This is a genomic window from Oxalicibacterium sp. (assembly GCF_035565035.1).
Classification (GTDB): domain Bacteria; phylum Pseudomonadota; class Gammaproteobacteria; order Burkholderiales; family Burkholderiaceae_D; genus Oxalicibacterium.
In genome coordinates this window covers 1-17,023 of the sequence record NZ_DATMTD010000026.1, presented here as the reverse complement: position 1 = coordinate 17,023, position 17,023 = coordinate 1, and the positions used below count along the sequence as shown (strand labels likewise).

The 17,023-nt window shown below is 54.4% G+C and carries 16 protein-coding genes; 3 read left to right on the top strand and 13 right to left on the bottom strand.

Annotated features, from left to right (window positions below):
* Nucleotides 1–72 precede the first annotated feature (72 nt).
* Nucleotides 73–408 carry a hypothetical protein gene (locus VN114_RS02865; protein WP_325511791.1) on the top strand — a complete coding sequence of 112 codons (336 nt, stop codon included), beginning with the start codon at nt 73–75 and terminating at the stop codon, nt 406–408.
* Nucleotides 409–438: 30 nt separating this feature from the next.
* Here VN114_RS02865 and cysM read toward each other — a convergent pair whose 3' ends face one another.
* The 13 genes from cysM to gyrA form a co-directional block, all read right to left on the bottom strand.
* Nucleotides 439–1,341: a cysteine synthase CysM gene (cysM, locus tag VN114_RS02860; protein ID WP_325511789.1), complete on the bottom strand. Its 903-nt coding sequence runs from the start codon at nt 1,339–1,341 to the stop codon at nt 439–441.
* Between the two features lie 137 nt (nt 1,342–1,478).
* Nucleotides 1,479–1,823 (bottom strand): helix-hairpin-helix domain-containing protein, encoded by a 345-nt coding sequence (locus VN114_RS02855; protein ID WP_325511787.1) that lies wholly within the window; start codon nt 1,821–1,823, stop codon nt 1,479–1,481.
* 177 nt (nt 1,824–2,000) lie between these two features.
* Entirely contained in the window at nt 2,001–3,176 is a 1,176-nt protein-coding gene (gene lapB, locus VN114_RS02850; RefSeq protein ID WP_325511785.1) for a lipopolysaccharide assembly protein LapB, read from the bottom strand.
* Between the two features lie 47 nt (nt 3,177–3,223).
* Nucleotides 3,224–3,538: a LapA family protein gene (locus tag VN114_RS02845; RefSeq protein WP_325511783.1), complete on the bottom strand. Its 315-nt coding sequence runs from the start codon at nt 3,536–3,538 to the stop codon at nt 3,224–3,226.
* A gap of 138 nt (nt 3,539–3,676) precedes the next feature.
* Nucleotides 3,677–3,982: an integration host factor subunit beta gene (locus VN114_RS02840; protein ID WP_325511781.1), complete on the bottom strand. Its 306-nt coding sequence runs from the start codon at nt 3,980–3,982 to the stop codon at nt 3,677–3,679.
* An 11-nt stretch (nt 3,983–3,993) separates the two neighbouring features.
* On the bottom strand, nt 3,994–5,670 hold the full coding sequence (rpsA, locus tag VN114_RS02835; RefSeq protein ID WP_325511794.1) for a 30S ribosomal protein S1: 1,677 nt from the start codon (nt 5,668–5,670) through the stop codon (nt 3,994–3,996).
* Nucleotides 5,671–5,879: 209 nt separating this feature from the next.
* Nucleotides 5,880–6,551, bottom strand: coding sequence for a (d)CMP kinase (cmk, locus tag VN114_RS02830; RefSeq protein ID WP_325511779.1), 672 nt, complete (start codon nt 6,549–6,551; stop codon nt 5,880–5,882).
* Between the two features lie 50 nt (nt 6,552–6,601).
* Complete coding sequence (gene aroA, locus VN114_RS02825) at nt 6,602–7,927, bottom strand: 3-phosphoshikimate 1-carboxyvinyltransferase (protein ID WP_325511777.1); 1,326 nt, start codon at nt 7,925–7,927, stop codon at nt 6,602–6,604.
* Nucleotides 7,924–8,850 (bottom strand): prephenate dehydrogenase, encoded by a 927-nt coding sequence (locus tag VN114_RS02820; protein WP_325511775.1) that lies wholly within the window; start codon nt 8,848–8,850, stop codon nt 7,924–7,926. Before VN114_RS02820 ends, aroA begins: the two co-directional genes overlap by 4 nt.
* Nucleotides 8,851–8,881: 31 nt before the next feature.
* Nucleotides 8,882–9,985: a histidinol-phosphate transaminase gene (gene hisC / locus VN114_RS02815; RefSeq protein WP_325511773.1), complete on the bottom strand. Its 1,104-nt coding sequence runs from the start codon at nt 9,983–9,985 to the stop codon at nt 8,882–8,884.
* 101 nt (nt 9,986–10,086) lie between these two features.
* Nucleotides 10,087–11,163 (bottom strand): prephenate dehydratase, encoded by a 1,077-nt coding sequence (gene pheA, locus VN114_RS02810; protein WP_325511771.1) that lies wholly within the window; start codon nt 11,161–11,163, stop codon nt 10,087–10,089.
* 70 nt (nt 11,164–11,233) lie between these two features.
* A complete protein-coding gene (gene serC / locus VN114_RS02805; RefSeq protein WP_325511769.1) occupies nt 11,234–12,325 on the bottom strand; it encodes a 3-phosphoserine/phosphohydroxythreonine transaminase in 1,092 nt (363 codons plus the stop codon).
* Nucleotides 12,325–14,946 (bottom strand): DNA gyrase subunit A, encoded by a 2,622-nt coding sequence (gene gyrA / locus VN114_RS02800; protein WP_325511768.1) that lies wholly within the window; start codon nt 14,944–14,946, stop codon nt 12,325–12,327. The genes serC and gyrA overlap by 1 nt, the downstream gene beginning before the upstream one ends.
* A gap of 238 nt (nt 14,947–15,184) precedes the next feature.
* Here gyrA and VN114_RS02795 point away from each other — a divergent pair, with 238 nt between their 5' ends.
* Together VN114_RS02795 and ompA are read left to right on the top strand one after the other, a co-directional pair.
* Nucleotides 15,185–15,841, top strand: a complete 657-nt coding sequence (locus VN114_RS02795; protein ID WP_325511766.1) for an OmpA family protein — start codon at nt 15,185–15,187, stop codon at nt 15,839–15,841.
* 300 nt (nt 15,842–16,141) lie between these two features.
* Complete coding sequence (ompA, locus tag VN114_RS02790) at nt 16,142–16,768, top strand: outer membrane protein OmpA (RefSeq protein WP_325511764.1); 627 nt, start codon at nt 16,142–16,144, stop codon at nt 16,766–16,768.
* Nucleotides 16,769–17,023 lie beyond the last annotated feature (255 nt).

Below are 17,023 nucleotides of genomic sequence, written 5' to 3'. Positions count from 1 at the left end.
ATGATCGCAATAAGATTCACGCGCAAGATTTGCGTCCCGATCCTTGTTTGAATTTTTGACATCGAAAATATTATGACTACTATGGACACTCAAACCACAAGCAATCGACTGGCCGATCAGGTCGCCTACGATCCGAATCACCTGCTGGATTCGCTGATTGAAAAACTGCACCTGAAAAATGATGCCGCTTTGTCGCGTGCGCTGGAAGTTGCACCTCCAGTCATCAGCAAAATTCGCCATCGTCGTCTGCCAGTTGGCGCCTCGCTGCTGATCCGCATGCACGAAGTCAGCGATCTGAGCATCCGCGACCTGCGCATTCTGATGGGGGATCGCCGTGACAAGTTCCGCATCAGCGACAAGCAGTTCAAACCGAAAGATGCGCCGGTAAGCGCAGGACAACTGGATTAATCCAGCTGTCACTCAGACCCGTGTTTCCGCTTAAGCCGGAAACACGCCGGTCGACAGGTAACGATCGCCGCGGTCGCAGACGATAAAGACAATCGTCGCGTTTTCGACTGTTTGCGAAATTCGCAGCGCAACCTCACATGCGCCTGCAGAAGAAATCCCGCAAAAAATTCCTTCTTCCATTGCCATGCGGCGTGCCAGCTGCTCTGCAGCAGCCTGACTGACATATTCCAGTTGATCAACCCGGCCTGCGTCGTAGATTTTCGGCAGATAGGCTTCGGGCCACTTACGAATACCTGGAATTTGCGAGCCCTCTTCCGGCTGTGCGCCAATGATTTGAATATCCGGATTCTTTTCCTTCAGGTAGTGGGATACGCCCATGATCGTGCCGGTGGTTCCCATCGCGCTGATAAAGTGCGTAATGCGTCCACCCGTGTCGCGCCACAATTCAGGGCCTGTTCCCTCGTAATGCGCAAGCGGGTTATCAGGGTTGGCGAACTGGTCAAGAATGATGCCTTCACCGTTCTTCTGCATTTGCTCCGCCAGATCGCGTGCATATTCCATGCCGCCGGATTTCGGCGTCAGCACAATTTTTGCGCCATATGCAGCCATACTTTGGCGTCGCTCCTCGCTCAGGTTCTCCGGCATCAGCAAAACCATCTTGTAGCCGCGCATTGCCGCTACCATTGCTAATGCGATTCCCGTGTTGCCGCTGGTCGCCTCAATCAGAGTGTCTCCAGGCTTGATGTCGCCGCGGGCTTCCGCGTGTTTAATCATCGACAACGCCGGACGATCCTTTACGGAGCCCGCCGGATTATTACCTTCCAGTTTGGCGAGAATGATGTTGTTGCGACGTGCCGTATCTTCGCCGTTCAGTCGCTTGATTTGCACCATGGGCGTATTGCCGATGGTGTCTTCAATGGTTTTGTAGTCCATGAGTGGATTGAGTCTGCATTCCTTGAAAAATGCCATTTTAATCGACGATGACTAACAGCGTATCAAAGCGGTTTTACAAATAAAAAGCCCCGACAGATATCAGGGCTTTTTATTTGATCGACCATGTGACCACAATTTTATTTCTTCATTTCATCCATTTTTGTTTTGGTTGAAGCAACCGTCGCTTCTTTTTTTGCTGCAGCCTTCACACCTGGCTTGGATGCCCCATTGACCGTCAGGCCAGCCTGGGAAAATTTTTCGGAACTCTTGTCACCGACGCCCTTGACCCGCGTCTGCAAATCTTCCCAGTCCTTGAAGTTGCCGCCCTTCTTACGCTCATCGAGAATTGCTTTCGACATTGATGGTCCAATGCCACGTACGCTGTCAAGCGCTGCCTGATCTGCCTTGTTGACGTCCACATTGGCAAACACAAGACTCATCGTTGCCATCATCGCTACAGTTACCAGTAACTTTTTAAGCATGAATATCTCCGATCGAATGGTGAGAAAACCCGATATGACCACCGATTTATTATCAGGAAAGTAATAAACCGATCGCGAAGATAACAGCAATATCTTCCCGGATGCATCCCATAAAGACGGGGAATTAACGCAAAAGGAAAGCTTGAAAATGAATCGGCGCCAGAACGGCGCCGAAGGTTAATTCATGACATTCAATTCTTCGGTGCGGCGGGGCGGATAGGTTTCCCATTTGCTGCAACCAGGACATTGCCAGTAATACTGACGCGCCTTGAAGCCACAATGGCTGCATTGATAGCGTGCCAGTTTTTGAGTGTAGCCATGCACCAGATTCTTGACCATCGATAGTTCGGAACGCATTTCCGGCGGCGCATCCATCAACCTCGCCTCGAGTAACTTGTCGAGGCCCAGCAACGTCGGTGTGCGACGCAACTCATCGCTGACCAATTGATTGGCGGCGTCCACGCCCTCAAGTTCCAGCACCGCCTTGAACACGACTTCGATCAGATCAATCGACGACGCTTCACCCAGATAGAACTTCAACAGTTTGACGCCCTCCTGCGGACGACCGACGGCACGATAGCCATCCATCAAACGTTGTGCGACCAACGCAACATGCGGCACGCTTTGATGCTCGACACGACGCCATATCATCAGTGCGCCTTCGATATCGTCCTTCGCCAGCAACGCATCGCCCATCAGAATGGTGGCGCGCACGTTGGTGCGGTCTGCAGCCAGCGCCTTCTCGAGCAATGTGATTGCGTCGTCCGGATGCGTATGCACCAGTTCGTCCTGCGCCAGCTCGCAATAGAATTGAGCGATCTCTTTCTGGCGTCCGCCGGCGCCGGATTCCTGCAGCGCATGCGCCGCTTCGATTGCACGCGGCCATTCCTTTTCACGCTGGTAGATTTCCAGTAGTGCGCGTCGCGCCGGCGCACCGTACTGCGTATCGACCAATTGGTTGAATGTCTCTTCTGCGCGGTCCAGCAAACCCGCGTTCAGATAATCCTGTCCCAATTCGTATTGGGCGTGGACCTTGTGTTCCTGCGGCAGGTCCGGACGCGCCAGCAAATTCTGGTGGACACGAATCGCGCGCTCTGTCTCGCCACGTCGGCGAAACAGATTGCCGAGCGCAAAGTGCAACTCCACTGTCTCCGGATCCAGTTTGACGATTTCGATGAAAGCATCGATCGCCTTGTCGGGCTGTTCGTTCAGCAGGAAATTCAGTCCCTTGAAATAGCCACGCGGAAGACTGCGCGACTCGGAAACCAGCTGTTTGATATCCACGCGCGCAGCGATCCAGCCCAGTGTAAAAAAGGCTGGAATGGCAAGCAACCACCAAGTTTCAAATTCCATGCAATGTCGTTGTGTAGAGGGTAATCAAATGTTGCGACTGAACCGTGTCAGAGATGCGCGACTGTGTCGGGCAATGGCGGTTGAGTCCGTGCCAGCTCCTGCGCCTGCACATCCTTTTCCATCGTCGCAATGATTTTACGGTGTCTGGTCGTTTCACGACGATAGCGAAATACCGTCGGCGCCATGGCGAGCACTCCCAGCACCGCGCCGCAAGCGAAGAAGCCCAACAGCAACAGCACCAGAGGACCGCGTATTTCATATCCCATGAAAAACTGCAGTGCCACCTCTCCGGTATTCTTCAGCGCAAATCCGAAGAAAACGATAAAAAGAATTGCAGCGAATATTCTGAACAGGATTTTCATGGCAGATTCCTTTTATTAGGTCTGGCGGACGTCTCATCGAACAGGTCGATGAATAGATCAATATCGCGCCGGAACTTTGAAATTGTACGTGAAAAAAAACGGCATCCGAAGATGCCGTTCATTATTCATTGAAACAACTTAGTCATCGATGATCGGCTGTCCGACCATCGCATCGACCCGTTCACGCAATTGCTTGCCAGGCTTGAAGTGCGGCACCCGTTTTTCGGGGACCATCACCTTGTCGCCCGACTTCGGATTGCGGCCGATACGCGGTGGACGGCTATTGAGCGCAAAGCTGCCAAAACCACGAATCTCGATGCGCTGTCCGGTCGCCAGGGCGTCGGACATTGCATCAAGAATGGTTTTGACCGCGAAATCCGCATCCTTTGCTACCAGTTGCGGATAACGCTCAGCCAGACGGGCAATCAGCTCCGACTTTGTCATTGACGATGAACTTAGTTCTTGTTATCGAGCTTGGCTTTCAGCAATGCGCCGAGGCTGGTCGTACCGGATGCAGCGTTCGAATCCGACGACATTTTTTGCATTGCTTCTTGCGTTTCGACATTGTCTTTTGCCTTGATCGACAGCTGGATGCTGCGAGCCTTGCGATCGACATTGATAACCATGGCTTCGACACTGTCGCCGACTTTCAGGTGCGTACCGGCATCTTCCACGCGATCGCGGGAGATTTCCGAAGCGCGCAGGTAGCCTTCGACTTCTTCGGACAACTGGATCACTGCGCCTTTAGGCTCGACCGATTTGACCGTGCCGGTAACCAGCGCGCCCTTGTCGTTCATTGCAGCGAAGTTGTTGAACGGGTCGCCTTCCAGTTGCTTGACGCCGAGCGAAACGCGTTCACGTTCCACGTCGATTGCCAGGACAACCGCTTCCAGCTCGTCACCTTTCTTGAAGCGACGAACAGCTTCTTCGCCGGTTTCGGTCCAGGACAAGTCGGACAAGTGAACCAGACCGTCGATGTTGCCAGCCAGGCCGATGAACACGCCGAAGTCGGTGATCGATTTGATCGCGCCGCGGACTTTGTCGCCTTTCTTGTGGGTGACTGCGAAGTCATCCCATGGATTGGCTTTGCATTGTTTCATGCCGAGGCTGATACGACGACGTTCTTCGTCGATTTCCAGAACCATGACTTCGACTTCGTCGCCCAATTGGACAACTTTGTTCGGCGCCACGTTTTTGTTGGTCCAGTCCATTTCGGAAACGTGCACCAGGCCTTCGATACCTTGCTCGACTTCGACGAATGCGCCGTAGTCGGTGAGGTTGGTGACTTTACCGAACAGGCGGGTGCTTTGTGGGTAACGACGGGACAGACCAGTCCAAGGATCGTCGCCCAGTTGCTTGACGCCCAGCGAAACACGGTTTTTCTCTTGATCGTACTTGAGAACTTTAGCCGTGATTTCTTGGCCGACAGTCAGCACTTCCGATGGGTGACGCACACGACGCCATGCCAGATCGGTAATGTGCAACAGGCCGTCGATACCGCCCAGATCCACGAACGCGCCGTAGTCGGTGATGTTTTTGACGACGCCGGTCACGACCGTGCCTTCTTTCAGTGTTTCCATCAGTTTCTGACGCTCTTCACCCATCGATGCTTCGATGACAGCGCGACGCGACAACACGACGTTGTTGCGTTTGCGATCGAGTTTGATGACTTTGAATTCGAGGGTTTTGCCTTCGAATGGAGTCGTGTCCTTGACTGGACGGGTGTCAACCAGCGAACCCGGCAGGAATGCACGGATGCCGTTGGTCAAAACGGTCAGACCACCCTTGACTTTACCGTTGACAGTACCGGTAACGATTTCGCCCGATTCCATCGCTTTTTCCAGCGACAGCCACGAAGCCAGACGCTTGGCCTTGTCGCGCGACAGGATCGTATCGCCGAAACCGTTTTCCAGCGATTCGATCGCGACGGATACGAAGTCGCCAATGTTGACTTCGAGTTCGCCGTTGTCGTTCTTGAATTCTTCGATAGGAATGAAAGCTTCCGATTTCAGGCCGGCGTTGACGATCACGAAGTTGTGGTCGATACGAACGACTTCAGCGGAAATCACTTCGCCCGAACGCATGTCCTGACGTGACAGCGATTCTTCAAACAGGGCGGCAAAGCTTTCCATACCGGATGTTTCTGGGGAGTTGACAGCAGTAGACATAGATTTTGAACAAGTTGACCAGAATTCGCTTTGATCGACGTGCGGCTTTAAGGCAAGCAGCAAAAACGAACGAATAATGGGTTAGGTTTTTCAACGTCCGCCGAGCTTTGCGCTCGAACAGACACCAAGGCACTTCTACTTCGATGCATCCTGAGTCGATGCGTTTGAACAGCTTAATTCTTTACTGCGGCATACCAGCCGATCACCTGTTCCACCGCCTGATTCACGGTGAGATTCGACGTATCCAGCAAATATGCGCCTTCTGCCGGCTTGAGCGGAGCAACAGTCCGATTCGCATCACGCGCATCACGCTCGTTCAAATCTTTCAGAAGGTCGTCCATATTAGCAGAAAATCCCTTGTCAATCAATTGCTTATATCGTCTTTGCGCGCGCGCTTCGGCGCTGGCGGTCAAAAAGACCTTGAGGCAGGCATCCGGGAAAATCACGGTCCCCATATCGCGACCGTCGGCGATCAAACCAGGGGCCTGGGCAAAACGCAACTGGACGTCGACCAAGGCCTGGCGCAGTGCTGGCCACGCGGCAATTTTTGATGCAGTATTGCCAACCTTTTCGGCACGGATCGCCATCGAGACGTTGTCGCCATTCAGGAAGATGTCACCGTTTGCAAAGTTACAACGCAAATCCCCTGCCAGTGTCGCCAATGCCTGCTCGTCATCGAGCGGCGTTTCCGTACGCAAGGCCGACAATGCCGTCAACCGATACAAGGCTCCCGAATCGAGATAATGAAATCCGAGCCGGTCAGCGACCAGTTGCGCCACAGTCCCCTTGCCCGAAGCGGTCGGACCATCAATCGTGATGACGGGAATATTGTTTGATGAAGTCATTGCAGAATCCAGATCGTGAGAGCCGGCCAAAGGCAGGACGCCGGGCGACGTTAAAACAGACTTTCTTCCGTCACGCCGGCAAATGCATCGAAATAATCGGGAAAGGTTTTGGCGACACATTGCGGATCGTTGATCCGGACCTTGTTACCCCGCCGCGCGGCACCATCCAGCGTGGCCAGCGAAAAACACATCGCCATCCGGTGATCATCATAGGTGTCAATTGCCGCCGATTGAATCCTGTCCGGCGGGGTGACACGCAGGTAATCGTCCCCCTCTTCCACCGTCGCCCCCAGCTTGCGCAACTCGGTCGCCATCGCAGCGATGCGATCGGTTTCCTTGACGCGCCAACTGGCGATATTGCGCAAGATGCTCGGGCCGTCGGCATATAGCGCCGCTACCGCAATTGTCATTGCCGCATCCGGAATGTGATTGAAATCGGCGTCGATCGCATGCAGCACACCATTCGATTGCGCTTCGATCCAGTTGTCGCCCATCGTGACGGTCGCACCCATTTGCCGCAATGCATCGACGAAACGCACGTCGCCCTGAATGCTGTTTTCACCCACGCCTTCGACGCGTACCGGACCACCGGCAATCGCACCGGCAGCAAGAAAATACGATGCCGACGATGCGTCGCCTTCCACATGAATCGTGCCCGGGCTGCGATAACGCTGCCCTGCCGCGATCGTAAACGCCTGCCAGCCATCACGCTGCACTTCCACGCCAAAGCGACGCATCAGGTTCAGCGTGATTTCGATGTACGGTTTCGAGATCAGCTCACCGATGACTTCAATTGTCACGTCGCGTTCGCTCGCCATCAGCGGCGCGGCCATCAACAACGATGTCAGAAACTGGCTGGAAACATTGCCGCGCACTTTCAACCGTTCGGCTCGAATACGCCCGCGACGGATATGCAGCGGCGGATAACCCGGCGCTCCCGTATATTCGATGTCCGCTCCGATTTCATTCAGCGCATCGACCAGATCACCAATCGGACGCTCGTGCATGCGCGGAATGCCATGCAGCGTATAGTCGCCGCCAATCACCGCCAGTGCCGCCGTCAACGGCCGAATCGCCGTACCCGCATTCCCCATGAACAGATCTGCCTGATGGGTCGGCAACGCGCCATTCACGCCGTGCACGATGTAATCCTGCGATTCGCCGATCTGCTCCCATTTGACGCCGAGATTCTGCAACGCCATCAGCATCACATGCGTGTCGTCGGACGCCAGCAATTCGCGAATGTGCGTCGTGCCGTCGGCCAATGCAGCAAGCAGCAACGTCCGATTGGAAATGCTTTTCGACCCCGGCAAGCGCACAATGCCTTTGGCATGCATCGCCGGTTTCAGGTCGAGATGATGCGGATAGTGCTTCATGATTTGCGATCCTGTCTTGATTTGGCGTCTGCCGCGTCCATGCTCTGCGTTCCGCCGTGCACCCCGCCGTGCGCCCACTCGTTGCGTGCACGTTGCGCATTGGCGAACATCGCCTCCATCGCTGCGCCATCCTTTTGCGCGAGCAAGGCACGGAAGCGCGTCAATTGCGCGATGTAGGCATCGAGCTCGTTCAATATTGCCGGCTGGTTCGCCAGGCTGATGTCGCGCCACATTTCCGGCGACGAGCCGGCGATGCGCGTGAAATCGCGGAAACCGCTGGCCGCATATTGAAACAGCAGATCGGCATGCGGTTTGGAGGCAATATCATCCACCAGCGCGTATGCCAACAGATGCGGCAAATGGCTGACCGCGGCAAAAACGGCATCGTGCTCTTCCACACCCAGCTTGTGAATCAGCGCACCGCATTGTTGCCAGGCTGCAGCAACGCGTTCGACGTGTGCGGGCGCGTTCTGCGGCAATGGCGTCAGCACTACCTTCTTGCCGACATACAAATCCGCCAGTGCCGCGTCCGGACCATTGGCTTCGCTTCCTGCGATTGGATGACCCGGAACAAACTGGGCAATCCTGTCACCCAGCGCACGCACCGCGGCAGCGACAACTTCGCCCTTGATGCTACCGGCATCTGTGATGACTGTTTGTGGTTGCAGCCACGGCTTGATCGCAGAAAGAATGCTTTCTGTCTGCGCCACGGGGGCCGCTACCAGAACCAGATCGGCATCATGTAACGCCTCCTCGACGGAAGTGCTGATGCAATCGATCAGTCCCAATTCCTTCGCACGTGTCAGCGACGCGCTCGTGCGCCCGACGCCGACGATCTCTTCCACTGCGCCTGCCTTGCGCAAGCCGGCAGCGAACGAGCCGCCGATCAGCCCTACTCCGAAGATGACGATTTTTTTCAGCACGATGGATGGATCGATCGAATCAAGTTAAGGTTCAAGCCAATGCGTTTTTCAGTGCGGCGATGAATTGGGTATTTTCGTGTTCCAGCCCGATGGTAATACGCAGCCATTGCGGCAAACCGTAATTGCCGACCGGACGCACAATGATGCCCTGCTTCAGCAAGGCAAGATTGATACGCGCGCCGGCGCCATCATCGTCGCCAACCTTAACCAGAACAAAGTTACCGGACGATGGCACATATTGCAGCTTCAGTTCATCGAAAGCTTGTGTCAGTTGGCGATAGCCATCAGCATTCATCTTGGCACTGCGTGCAACGAAATCGTCGTCCGCCAGCGCTGCAATCGCCGCCGCCTGCGCAAAGGAATTGACGTTGAACGGCTGGCGAATACGATTCAGCAAATCAGTAATGCCCGGTTGCGCGATCCCGTAACCAATACGCAATCCCGCCAGGCCGTAAACCTTCGACATCGAACGCGAAACCAGCAAGTTCGGATAGCGATGTATCCAGCCGATGGAGTCGTATTGCTGTCGCGGGGACAGGAACTCGGTATACGCTTCGTCCAGCACGACCACAACTTCCGGCGGCACGCGCCGCAAGAACGCTTCGATCTCTTCGCCCGGAATGAAGGTGCCGGTCGGATTGTTCGGATTGGCGACAAAGACCAGACGCGTATCGTCCTCGATTGCATCGAGCATTGCATCGAGATCATGCCCGAAGTCCTTGGCTGCAACGACCAGCGAGCGACCACCGACCGCCTGCGTCGCCAGGGGATAAACGGCAAAGGAATATTGCGCGTACACCACCGATTGTCCCGGTTGCACGAAGGCATGTGCAGCCAGTTCCAGAATGTCGTTACTACCGTTTCCCAACGTAATGCAATCGGCGGGCACGCCATATTTTGCAGTCAGCGCGGCTTTCAATTCAAAACCGTTTCCGTCCGGATAGCGACCGGCATCGGCCACATCGGCCATTGCCTTTCTTGCCGATTCAGGCATGCCGAGCGGATTTTCGTTTGACGCCAACTTGACGATTTTCGCCTCATCAAGCCCGAATTCACGTGCCACCTCACTGATCGGTTTGCCTCCCTGATAAGGAGCAATGGCACGAATATAGTCAGGACCGAACTGAATAGACATGAGTGATTCCAGAAATGGTGTGCGCGAAGAAGGCGCGAACGGCGGTTGGTGACGGCAAATGCAGCAACTTCAACAGGGTAGACGAGAACGCAATCGCAAATCTAGAGACTGGACGGATACGACCCCAGGACCTTGAAGAAGGCCGCATTGTCTTTCAATTCGCTCAGTGCGTCAGCGACCTTGCCATCCTTCAGATGACCTTCGATATCGACGTAGAAATAATATTCCCACGTCCCCATGCGCGCCGGACGCGATTCGAAACGAGTCATCGACACACCGTGCTTGGCCAGCGGTGCCAGCAGGTTGTAGACCGCACCCGCCTTGTTCTGTACCGAAAGCACCAGTGACGTTTGATCCTTGCCGCTTGCTGTCGTCAGCAGACGCCCGATCACGGCAAAACGCGTGCGATTGTGCGGATCGTCCTGCACATGTGCTTTCACGACCTGCAGATTGTATTTTTGTCCGGCGATTTCGCTGGCAATGGCTGCCACGGTCGGATCTTCGCCAGCCAGGCGCGCCGCTTCGCCATTGGAAGCAACAGCCATGCGTTCGATGTTGGGGTGATTTTGATTGAGCCAAACTTGGCATTGCGCCAGTGCCTGCGAGTGCGCGCAAATGACCTTGACGTCCGCCATCGAACCGCTGCGCGTCATCAGACTGTGATGCACGTTGATCGATACTTCACCGCTGATCGTCAGCGTGGTTTGCAACAGCAAATCAAGTGTGCGGTTGACCACGCCTTCCGACGAATTCTCGATCGGCACGACACCGAAATCGGCTGTGCCGGCTTCTGTCGCACGAAACACTTCATCGATGGAAGCGCAAGGCATACCTTCGACCGCGTGGCCGAACTGCTGGTAAACCGCCTGTTCGCTGAAGGTACCGACAGGACCGAGATAGGCCACCGTCACGCGCCGTTCCAGCGCACGACAAGCCGACATCACTTCACGGAAGATCGTCTGGACATCGGTATCGAGGAGCGGGCCGGGATTGCGTTCCGCCGCACTGCGCAAAACTTGCGCTTCGCGCTCCGGCCGAAAGACCGGCGCATTGGTTTCGGCCTTGACGTGGCCAACTTGCTGCGCCACTTGCGCACGCTGATTAAGCAAATCTAGGATTTGCGCATCGATTGCATCGATCTGCTGGCGCAGTGGTTTGAGCTTGTCGTCCGTCGTCATGGTTATGCAAATACGTTGAATTTATCCGGCAGAAACACCGGGCCGCCGTACTGCGCTGCAAGTCCTGCTATCAGCCGTATTTCTTCTCGAAGCCCTTCATGAACTCCACCAGCTTCTGCACACCTTCGATCGGCATCGCGTTATAGATCGATGCGCGCATGCCGCCAACCGAGCTGTGTCCTTTTACCTGAACCAGATCGTTCGCTTCTGCTTCGGCCAGGAATTTGGCATTCAGCGAATCGTCATGCAACACGAACGGCACATTCATGCGCGAACGGTTCGCAGCCGGCACGCGATTGATATAAAAACCGGTCGAATCCAGATAATCGTAGATCAGTTTGGCCTTGGCGACGTTGATTTTTTCCATCGCAGCGACACCGCCTTGGCGCTTCACCCACTGGAACGTCAGTCCGGCAACGTAAATCGGATAGGTCGGTGGCGTGTTGTACATCGAATCGTGTTCAGCCACTTGCTTCCAGTCGAACGCGGATGGACAGGCCGGTATAGCGTGCCCCAGCATGTCTTCGCGCACGATGACGATCGTCACACCGGCAGGACCGATGTTCTTTTGCGCACCGGCATAAATGACCGCGTGTTTCGATACGTCGATTTCACGCGACAGAATGTTCGACGACATGTCGGCAACCAACGGCACATCGCCAACGTCCGGCGTGTAATCAAACTCGACGCCGCCAATCGTTTCATTGGTGCAGATGTGAACATAGGCCGCGTCCTGCGACAGCTTCCACGTATCGCGCGCAGGCACGTAAGTGAATCCCGCATCTTCGGACGATGCCGCGATGTTGACCTTCGCGTACTTGTGCGCTTCTTCGATCGTCTGCACCGACCAGTGACCGGTATTGATGAAATCGATGGTCGCAGGCTGTGGTTTGCGACCGATCAGGTTCATCGGAACAATCGCATTCTCCGCAATTGCGCCACCCTGCATGAACAGAATCTTGTAATTGTCCGGAATCGCCATCAATTCGCGCAGATCGGCTTTGGCTGTCGCAAGAATTTCCGTGAATTCCTTGCCGCGATGACTCATCTCCATCACGGACAAGCCACTTCCGCGCCAGTCGGTCATTTCATCCTTAGCTTGCTGCAGAACTTCCTGCGGAATGGCAGCCGGACCTGGCGAAAAGTTATACACGCGCTTCATTATTCTGCTTCCTCCGTACCGGATTGATCTTCTTCCACTTCCACATCTGATTCGAGTATGCGTTGCAGGCCGCTCAGCTTGGTGCCGTCTTCAACTGCGATCAGCGTCACGCCCTGAGTCGCACGACCCATTTCACGAATCTCGGCCACACGTGTGCGAATCAACACACCGCCGGTTGTAATCAGCATGATTTCATCGGTCGCATCGACCAGCGTTGCCGCCACGACCTTGCCATTGCGCTCGCTGGTCTGGATCGCGATCATGCCTTTGGTGCCACGACCGTGACGCGTGTACTCAGTAATTGGCGTGCGTTTACCAAAACCGTTTTCGGTCGCAGTCAATACCGATTGCTGTTCGTTCTCGGCGACCAGCAACGCGATCACTTGCTGGCCGTCATCCAGATTCATGCCACGCACGCCGCGTGCGGTACGCCCCATCGGGCGCACATCGTTTTCGTCGAAACGCACTGCCTTGCCGGCGTCCGAGAACAACATCACGTCGTGCTTGCCGTCAGTCAGCGCCGCACCGATCAGGAAATCGCCGTCATCCAGATCGACCGCAATGATGCCGGCCTTGCGTGGATTGCTGAAATCGCTGAGCGAGGTTTTCTTGACGGTCCCGAGACTGGTCGCCATGAAGATATAGTGATCTTCAGGGAACGTGCGGTTCTCGCCGGAAACCGGCAAAATCACCGTGATCTTTTCGCCATCCTGCAACGGGAACATGTTAACGATCGGCTTGCCGCGCGAATTGCGCGAGCCTTGCGGCACTTCCCACACTTTCAGCCAGTACATGCGACCGCGATTGCTGAAGCACAGGATGTAATCGTGCGTGTTCGCGATGAACAATTGGTCGATCCAATCGTCTTCTTTCGTCGCCATCGCCTGTTTGCCACGACCGCCGCGTTTTTGCGCGCGGTATTCGGAAATCGGCTGCGACTTCATGTAACCGGTATGCGACAACGTGACCACCATGTCCTGTGGCGTGATCAGATCTTCAGTGCCGAGATCGGTTGCGTTCAGTTCAATGGTCGAACGACGTTCGTCCTTGTTGCCAATGCCGTATTCGTTTTTTGCCGCGGTTAGTTCATCGGTGATGATGACGGTGACGCGTTCAGGCTTGGACAGAATGTCGAGCAAATCAGCAATCTGCTCCATCACTTCTTTATACTCGTTGACGATCTTGTCTTGTTCCAGACCGGTCAGACGTTGCAGACGCATCTGCAAAATTTCCTGCGCCTGGTCGTCGGACAACTTGTACAAACCGTCAGATTGAATACCGAAATGCTTCGGCAGATTTTCCGGACGGAAGGCGTCGATACCACCGATATTGCCTTCGCCGGTACGTGCCAGCATTTCGCGCACGACGGACGAATCCCATGCACGTGCCATCAATTCGGATTTTGCAACCGGCGGTGTTGGTGCGGCCTTGATGATCGCGATAAAGTCATCGATGTTCGCCAGCGCAACAGCCAAACCTTCGAGTACGTGACCACGTTCGCGCGCCTTGCGTAGTTCGAACACGGTACGACGCGTAACGACTTCACGACGATGCGACAGGAAACACTCCAGCATCTGCTTCAGGTTCAGCAGCTTCGGCTGACCGTCGACCAGCGCGACCATGTTCATGCCGAACGTGTCCTGCAATTGCGTTTGCTTGTACAGGTTGTTCAGCACGACTTCAGGCACTTCACCGCGCTTCAGCTCGATCACGACGCGCATGCCTGACTTGTCGGACTCGTCGCGAATATCGGAAATGCCTTCCAGCTTCTTGTCACGCACCAGTTCGGCGATGCGTTCCAGCAGCGACTTCTTGTTTACCTGATAGGGCAACTCGTCGACGATGATCGACGGACGGTTTTCCTTGCCGAATTCTTCGAAGTGCGTTTTCGCACGCATCACGACGCGGCCGCGGCCGGTGCGATAACCGTCGCGCACGCCCGAGACGCCATAAATAATGCCGCCCGTCGGGAAATCCGGCGCAGGAATGATTTCGATCAGTTCGTCGACCGTGCATTGATCGTTACGCAGAACGTGCAGTGCGCCGTCGATGATTTCGGTCAGATTGTGCGGTGGAATATTCGTTGCCATACCCACTGCGATACCGGACGAACCGTTGATCAGCAGATTAGGAATACGCGTCGGCAGCACAGAAGGCTCTTTTTCCTTGCCGTCATAGTTCGGAATGAAGTCGACAGTTTCCTTGTCCAGATCAGCCAGCAGCTCGCCAGCAATCTTGTCTAGGCGGCACTCTGTGTAACGCATCGCCGCAGCGTTGTCGCCATCGATGGAGCCGAAGTTACCTTGTCCATCCACCAGCATGTAACGTAACGAAAACGGCTGCGCCATACGAACCAGCGTGTCGTAAATCGACGCATCGCCATGCGGGTGATATTTACCCATGGTCTCGCCGACGACACGCGCGCACTTCACGTAAGGACGATTCCACACGTTGTTCATTTCATGCATCGCGAACAGGACGCGACGATGTACCGGTTTCAGACCGTCGCGGACATCCGGCAACGCTCGCCCCACGATCACGCTCATCGCGTAATCGAGATAGCTTTTGCGCATTTCTTCTTCGAGGGAAATCGGGATGGTTTCTTTAGCGAATTGATCCATTGGCGGTTCGTATTATCTTTGGCGAATTGGTGGGAATGAAAGAATCGTCCGTTTGAATGCGCGATCCGGCAAATCGGAGATTTTACCACGGAGGCCGACTCTCTTCCCTGCTTTCAACTGTATTCAGGAAACCATAGGTATTCATCGCCGGAAACGATGCCATCTCCGCAAATATGTTTAAATGCCGGTTGGTAAAAAGCTCCCGAACTTCAGAACATTTCCCCACCAAGAGAGAAACATGATCAACAAACTGGCCCTCGGATTTCTGATGGGCGCTTCCTCCGTTTACGTTTTTGCGCAAACGACCGATATTCGAACTCAAAACGACGGATACAACCAGGACAGCCGCGGAACCGTGACACGTAGCGGGTACGGCCTTTGCTGGCGATCAGGAACGTGGAATCCCGATGATGCGATCGCAGGATGCGACGGCGCGTTGAAACCGCCTATTCCAAACCCGATTGCACCCGAAGTCCAAACCAATCTAAAAGAAGACAAGTCAGTAGCGTCACATTGCGATTTCACTGCCACGCTTAAAAGCGGAGAAACCTTTGCATCGGGAAAAACGCTATTAAATGCCCAAGCCAAAAACCGCATTAATTCGGACATTCTGCCAAAGCTCGCTCAATGCAAAACCATTAGCAGTCTTGCTGTTACAGGACACACCGATCACATCGGTTCAAAACAATTTAATCAGCGACTTTCAGAAAACCGCGCAAGCGCAGTAGCAAATTACTTGAAGGAAAACGGGATTAATACTTCGATCAACATTCATGGAGCTGGTGACACGCAAGCGCTTACTTCTTGCGACCAGAAATTATCAAAATCACAACAAATTTCATGTCTTGCGCCAAATCGACGTGTCACTATCGAAGTACATGGCTTACGGAAATAAACTTAAAAGATTTCCACCAAACATGAACGATTTCGATGTCCAAAGGTCAATGTTTTGCCGGTAGTAATATTTCTTAACGTACCCGTTGTTTAAACACAACGGATTTAAAAAAACGTTAATTAGCTTATTTGGCAATGCTCGCGGAAACGTCGCATGTGGCAAAATGGACGCAAGTTTAGACTGTTGCATGCAGACAATTTTGTTTCATGTGACGTTGAGGCGCGTGTTAGTATTCGATGTCATTAATGTATTTAGCGCAGTTTTTTTCTGCGGATATCTCACTCGAGAGGAGAAAGAAATATGAATAAATTAGCAAAACTCGTCTTCGCGGCATCCGCGGTCGTTGCAATGTCTGCTCATGCACAAACAGACATTAAAGCCAATACCCCAAATAGCGCATATGCTCAAGACGGTCGCGGTGTTGTCGTTCGCAACTCCACCGGCCTGTGCTGGCGTACCGGTTACTGGACCCCTGCAGACGCAGTTCCAGGTTGCGACGGCGCATTGGCAGTTGCTGCGGCGTCCCCATCGGCCGCTCCGGCAGCAGCACCTGTTCCAACCTCCGAAAAAGTCACGTTTGCAGCTGATGCGTTCTTCGACTTCGACAAAGCTGTTCTGAAAGCAGACGGCAAAGCCAAGCTGGACGATCTGGCGTCGAAATTGGGCAGCCTGAATCTGGAAGTCATCATCGCTGTCGGCCATACCGACTCGATCGGCTCCGATGCATACAACCAAAAACTGTCGATCCGCCGTGCTGAAGCAGTCAAGAGCTACCTAGTTGGTAAAGGCGTCGATGCAAAACGCGTCTACACCGAAGGTAAAGGCGAGAAACAACCAGTTGCAACGAACAAAACTGCAGCTGGCCGCGCACAGAACCGTCGCGTGGAAATCGAAGTCGTCGGTACCCGCAGCAGCCAGCAGCAGTAATTCTGCTTGACGCCTGGACAACCCCGCTTCGGCGGGGTTTTTTTATGGGACGTCGAAAAACCTGCTGCGCGTTGCACTGCCGCGCTGCGATGCTCACTGTACTGTCCGTACAGCTGCGGTTCTCCCGCGGCATTGCCGCCGCTCGCGACGGTTTTTCGAGGTCCCTCGTGTCTCGCCGGCACGTGTTTTTTTCGCGACCCCATCCGTGCCGGCTACCCATTTCCGCTATCATTCCGTCCTATGACTACGATGACC

Excerpts from the sequence above, each read along its gene's own strand:
- VN114_RS02865 (WP_325511791.1), top strand. The coding sequence starts at position 73 with ATGACTACTATGGACACTCAAACCACAAGCAATCGACTGGCCGATCAG.
- cysM (WP_325511789.1), bottom strand. The coding sequence starts at position 1,341 with ATGGACTACAAAACCATTGAAGACACCATCGGCAATACGCCCATGGTG.
- VN114_RS02855 (WP_325511787.1), bottom strand. The coding sequence starts at position 1,823 with ATGCTTAAAAAGTTACTGGTAACTGTAGCGATGATGGCAACGATGAGT.
- lapB (WP_325511785.1), bottom strand. The coding sequence starts at position 3,176 with ATGGAATTTGAAACTTGGTGGTTGCTTGCCATTCCAGCCTTTTTTACA.
- VN114_RS02845 (WP_325511783.1), bottom strand. The coding sequence starts at position 3,538 with ATGAAAATCCTGTTCAGAATATTCGCTGCAATTCTTTTTATCGTTTTC.
- VN114_RS02840 (WP_325511781.1), bottom strand. The coding sequence starts at position 3,982 with ATGACAAAGTCGGAGCTGATTGCCCGTCTGGCTGAGCGTTATCCGCAA.
- rpsA (WP_325511794.1), bottom strand. The coding sequence starts at position 5,670 with ATGGAAAGCTTTGCCGCCCTGTTTGAAGAATCGCTGTCACGTCAGGAC.
- cmk (WP_325511779.1), bottom strand. The coding sequence starts at position 6,551 with ATGACTTCATCAAACAATATTCCCGTCATCACGATTGATGGTCCGACC.
- aroA (WP_325511777.1), bottom strand. The coding sequence starts at position 7,927 with ATGAAGCACTATCCGCATCATCTCGACCTGAAACCGGCGATGCATGCC.
- hisC (WP_325511773.1), bottom strand. The coding sequence starts at position 9,985 with ATGTCTATTCAGTTCGGTCCTGACTATATTCGTGCCATTGCTCCTTAT.
- pheA (WP_325511771.1), bottom strand. The coding sequence starts at position 11,163 with ATGACGACGGACGACAAGCTCAAACCACTGCGCCAGCAGATCGATGCA.
- serC (WP_325511769.1), bottom strand. The coding sequence starts at position 12,325 with ATGAAGCGCGTGTATAACTTTTCGCCAGGTCCGGCTGCCATTCCGCAG.
- gyrA (WP_325511768.1), bottom strand. The coding sequence starts at position 14,946 with ATGGATCAATTCGCTAAAGAAACCATCCCGATTTCCCTCGAAGAAGAA.
- VN114_RS02795 (WP_325511766.1), top strand. The coding sequence starts at position 15,185 with ATGATCAACAAACTGGCCCTCGGATTTCTGATGGGCGCTTCCTCCGTT.
- ompA (WP_325511764.1), top strand. The coding sequence starts at position 16,142 with ATGAATAAATTAGCAAAACTCGTCTTCGCGGCATCCGCGGTCGTTGCA.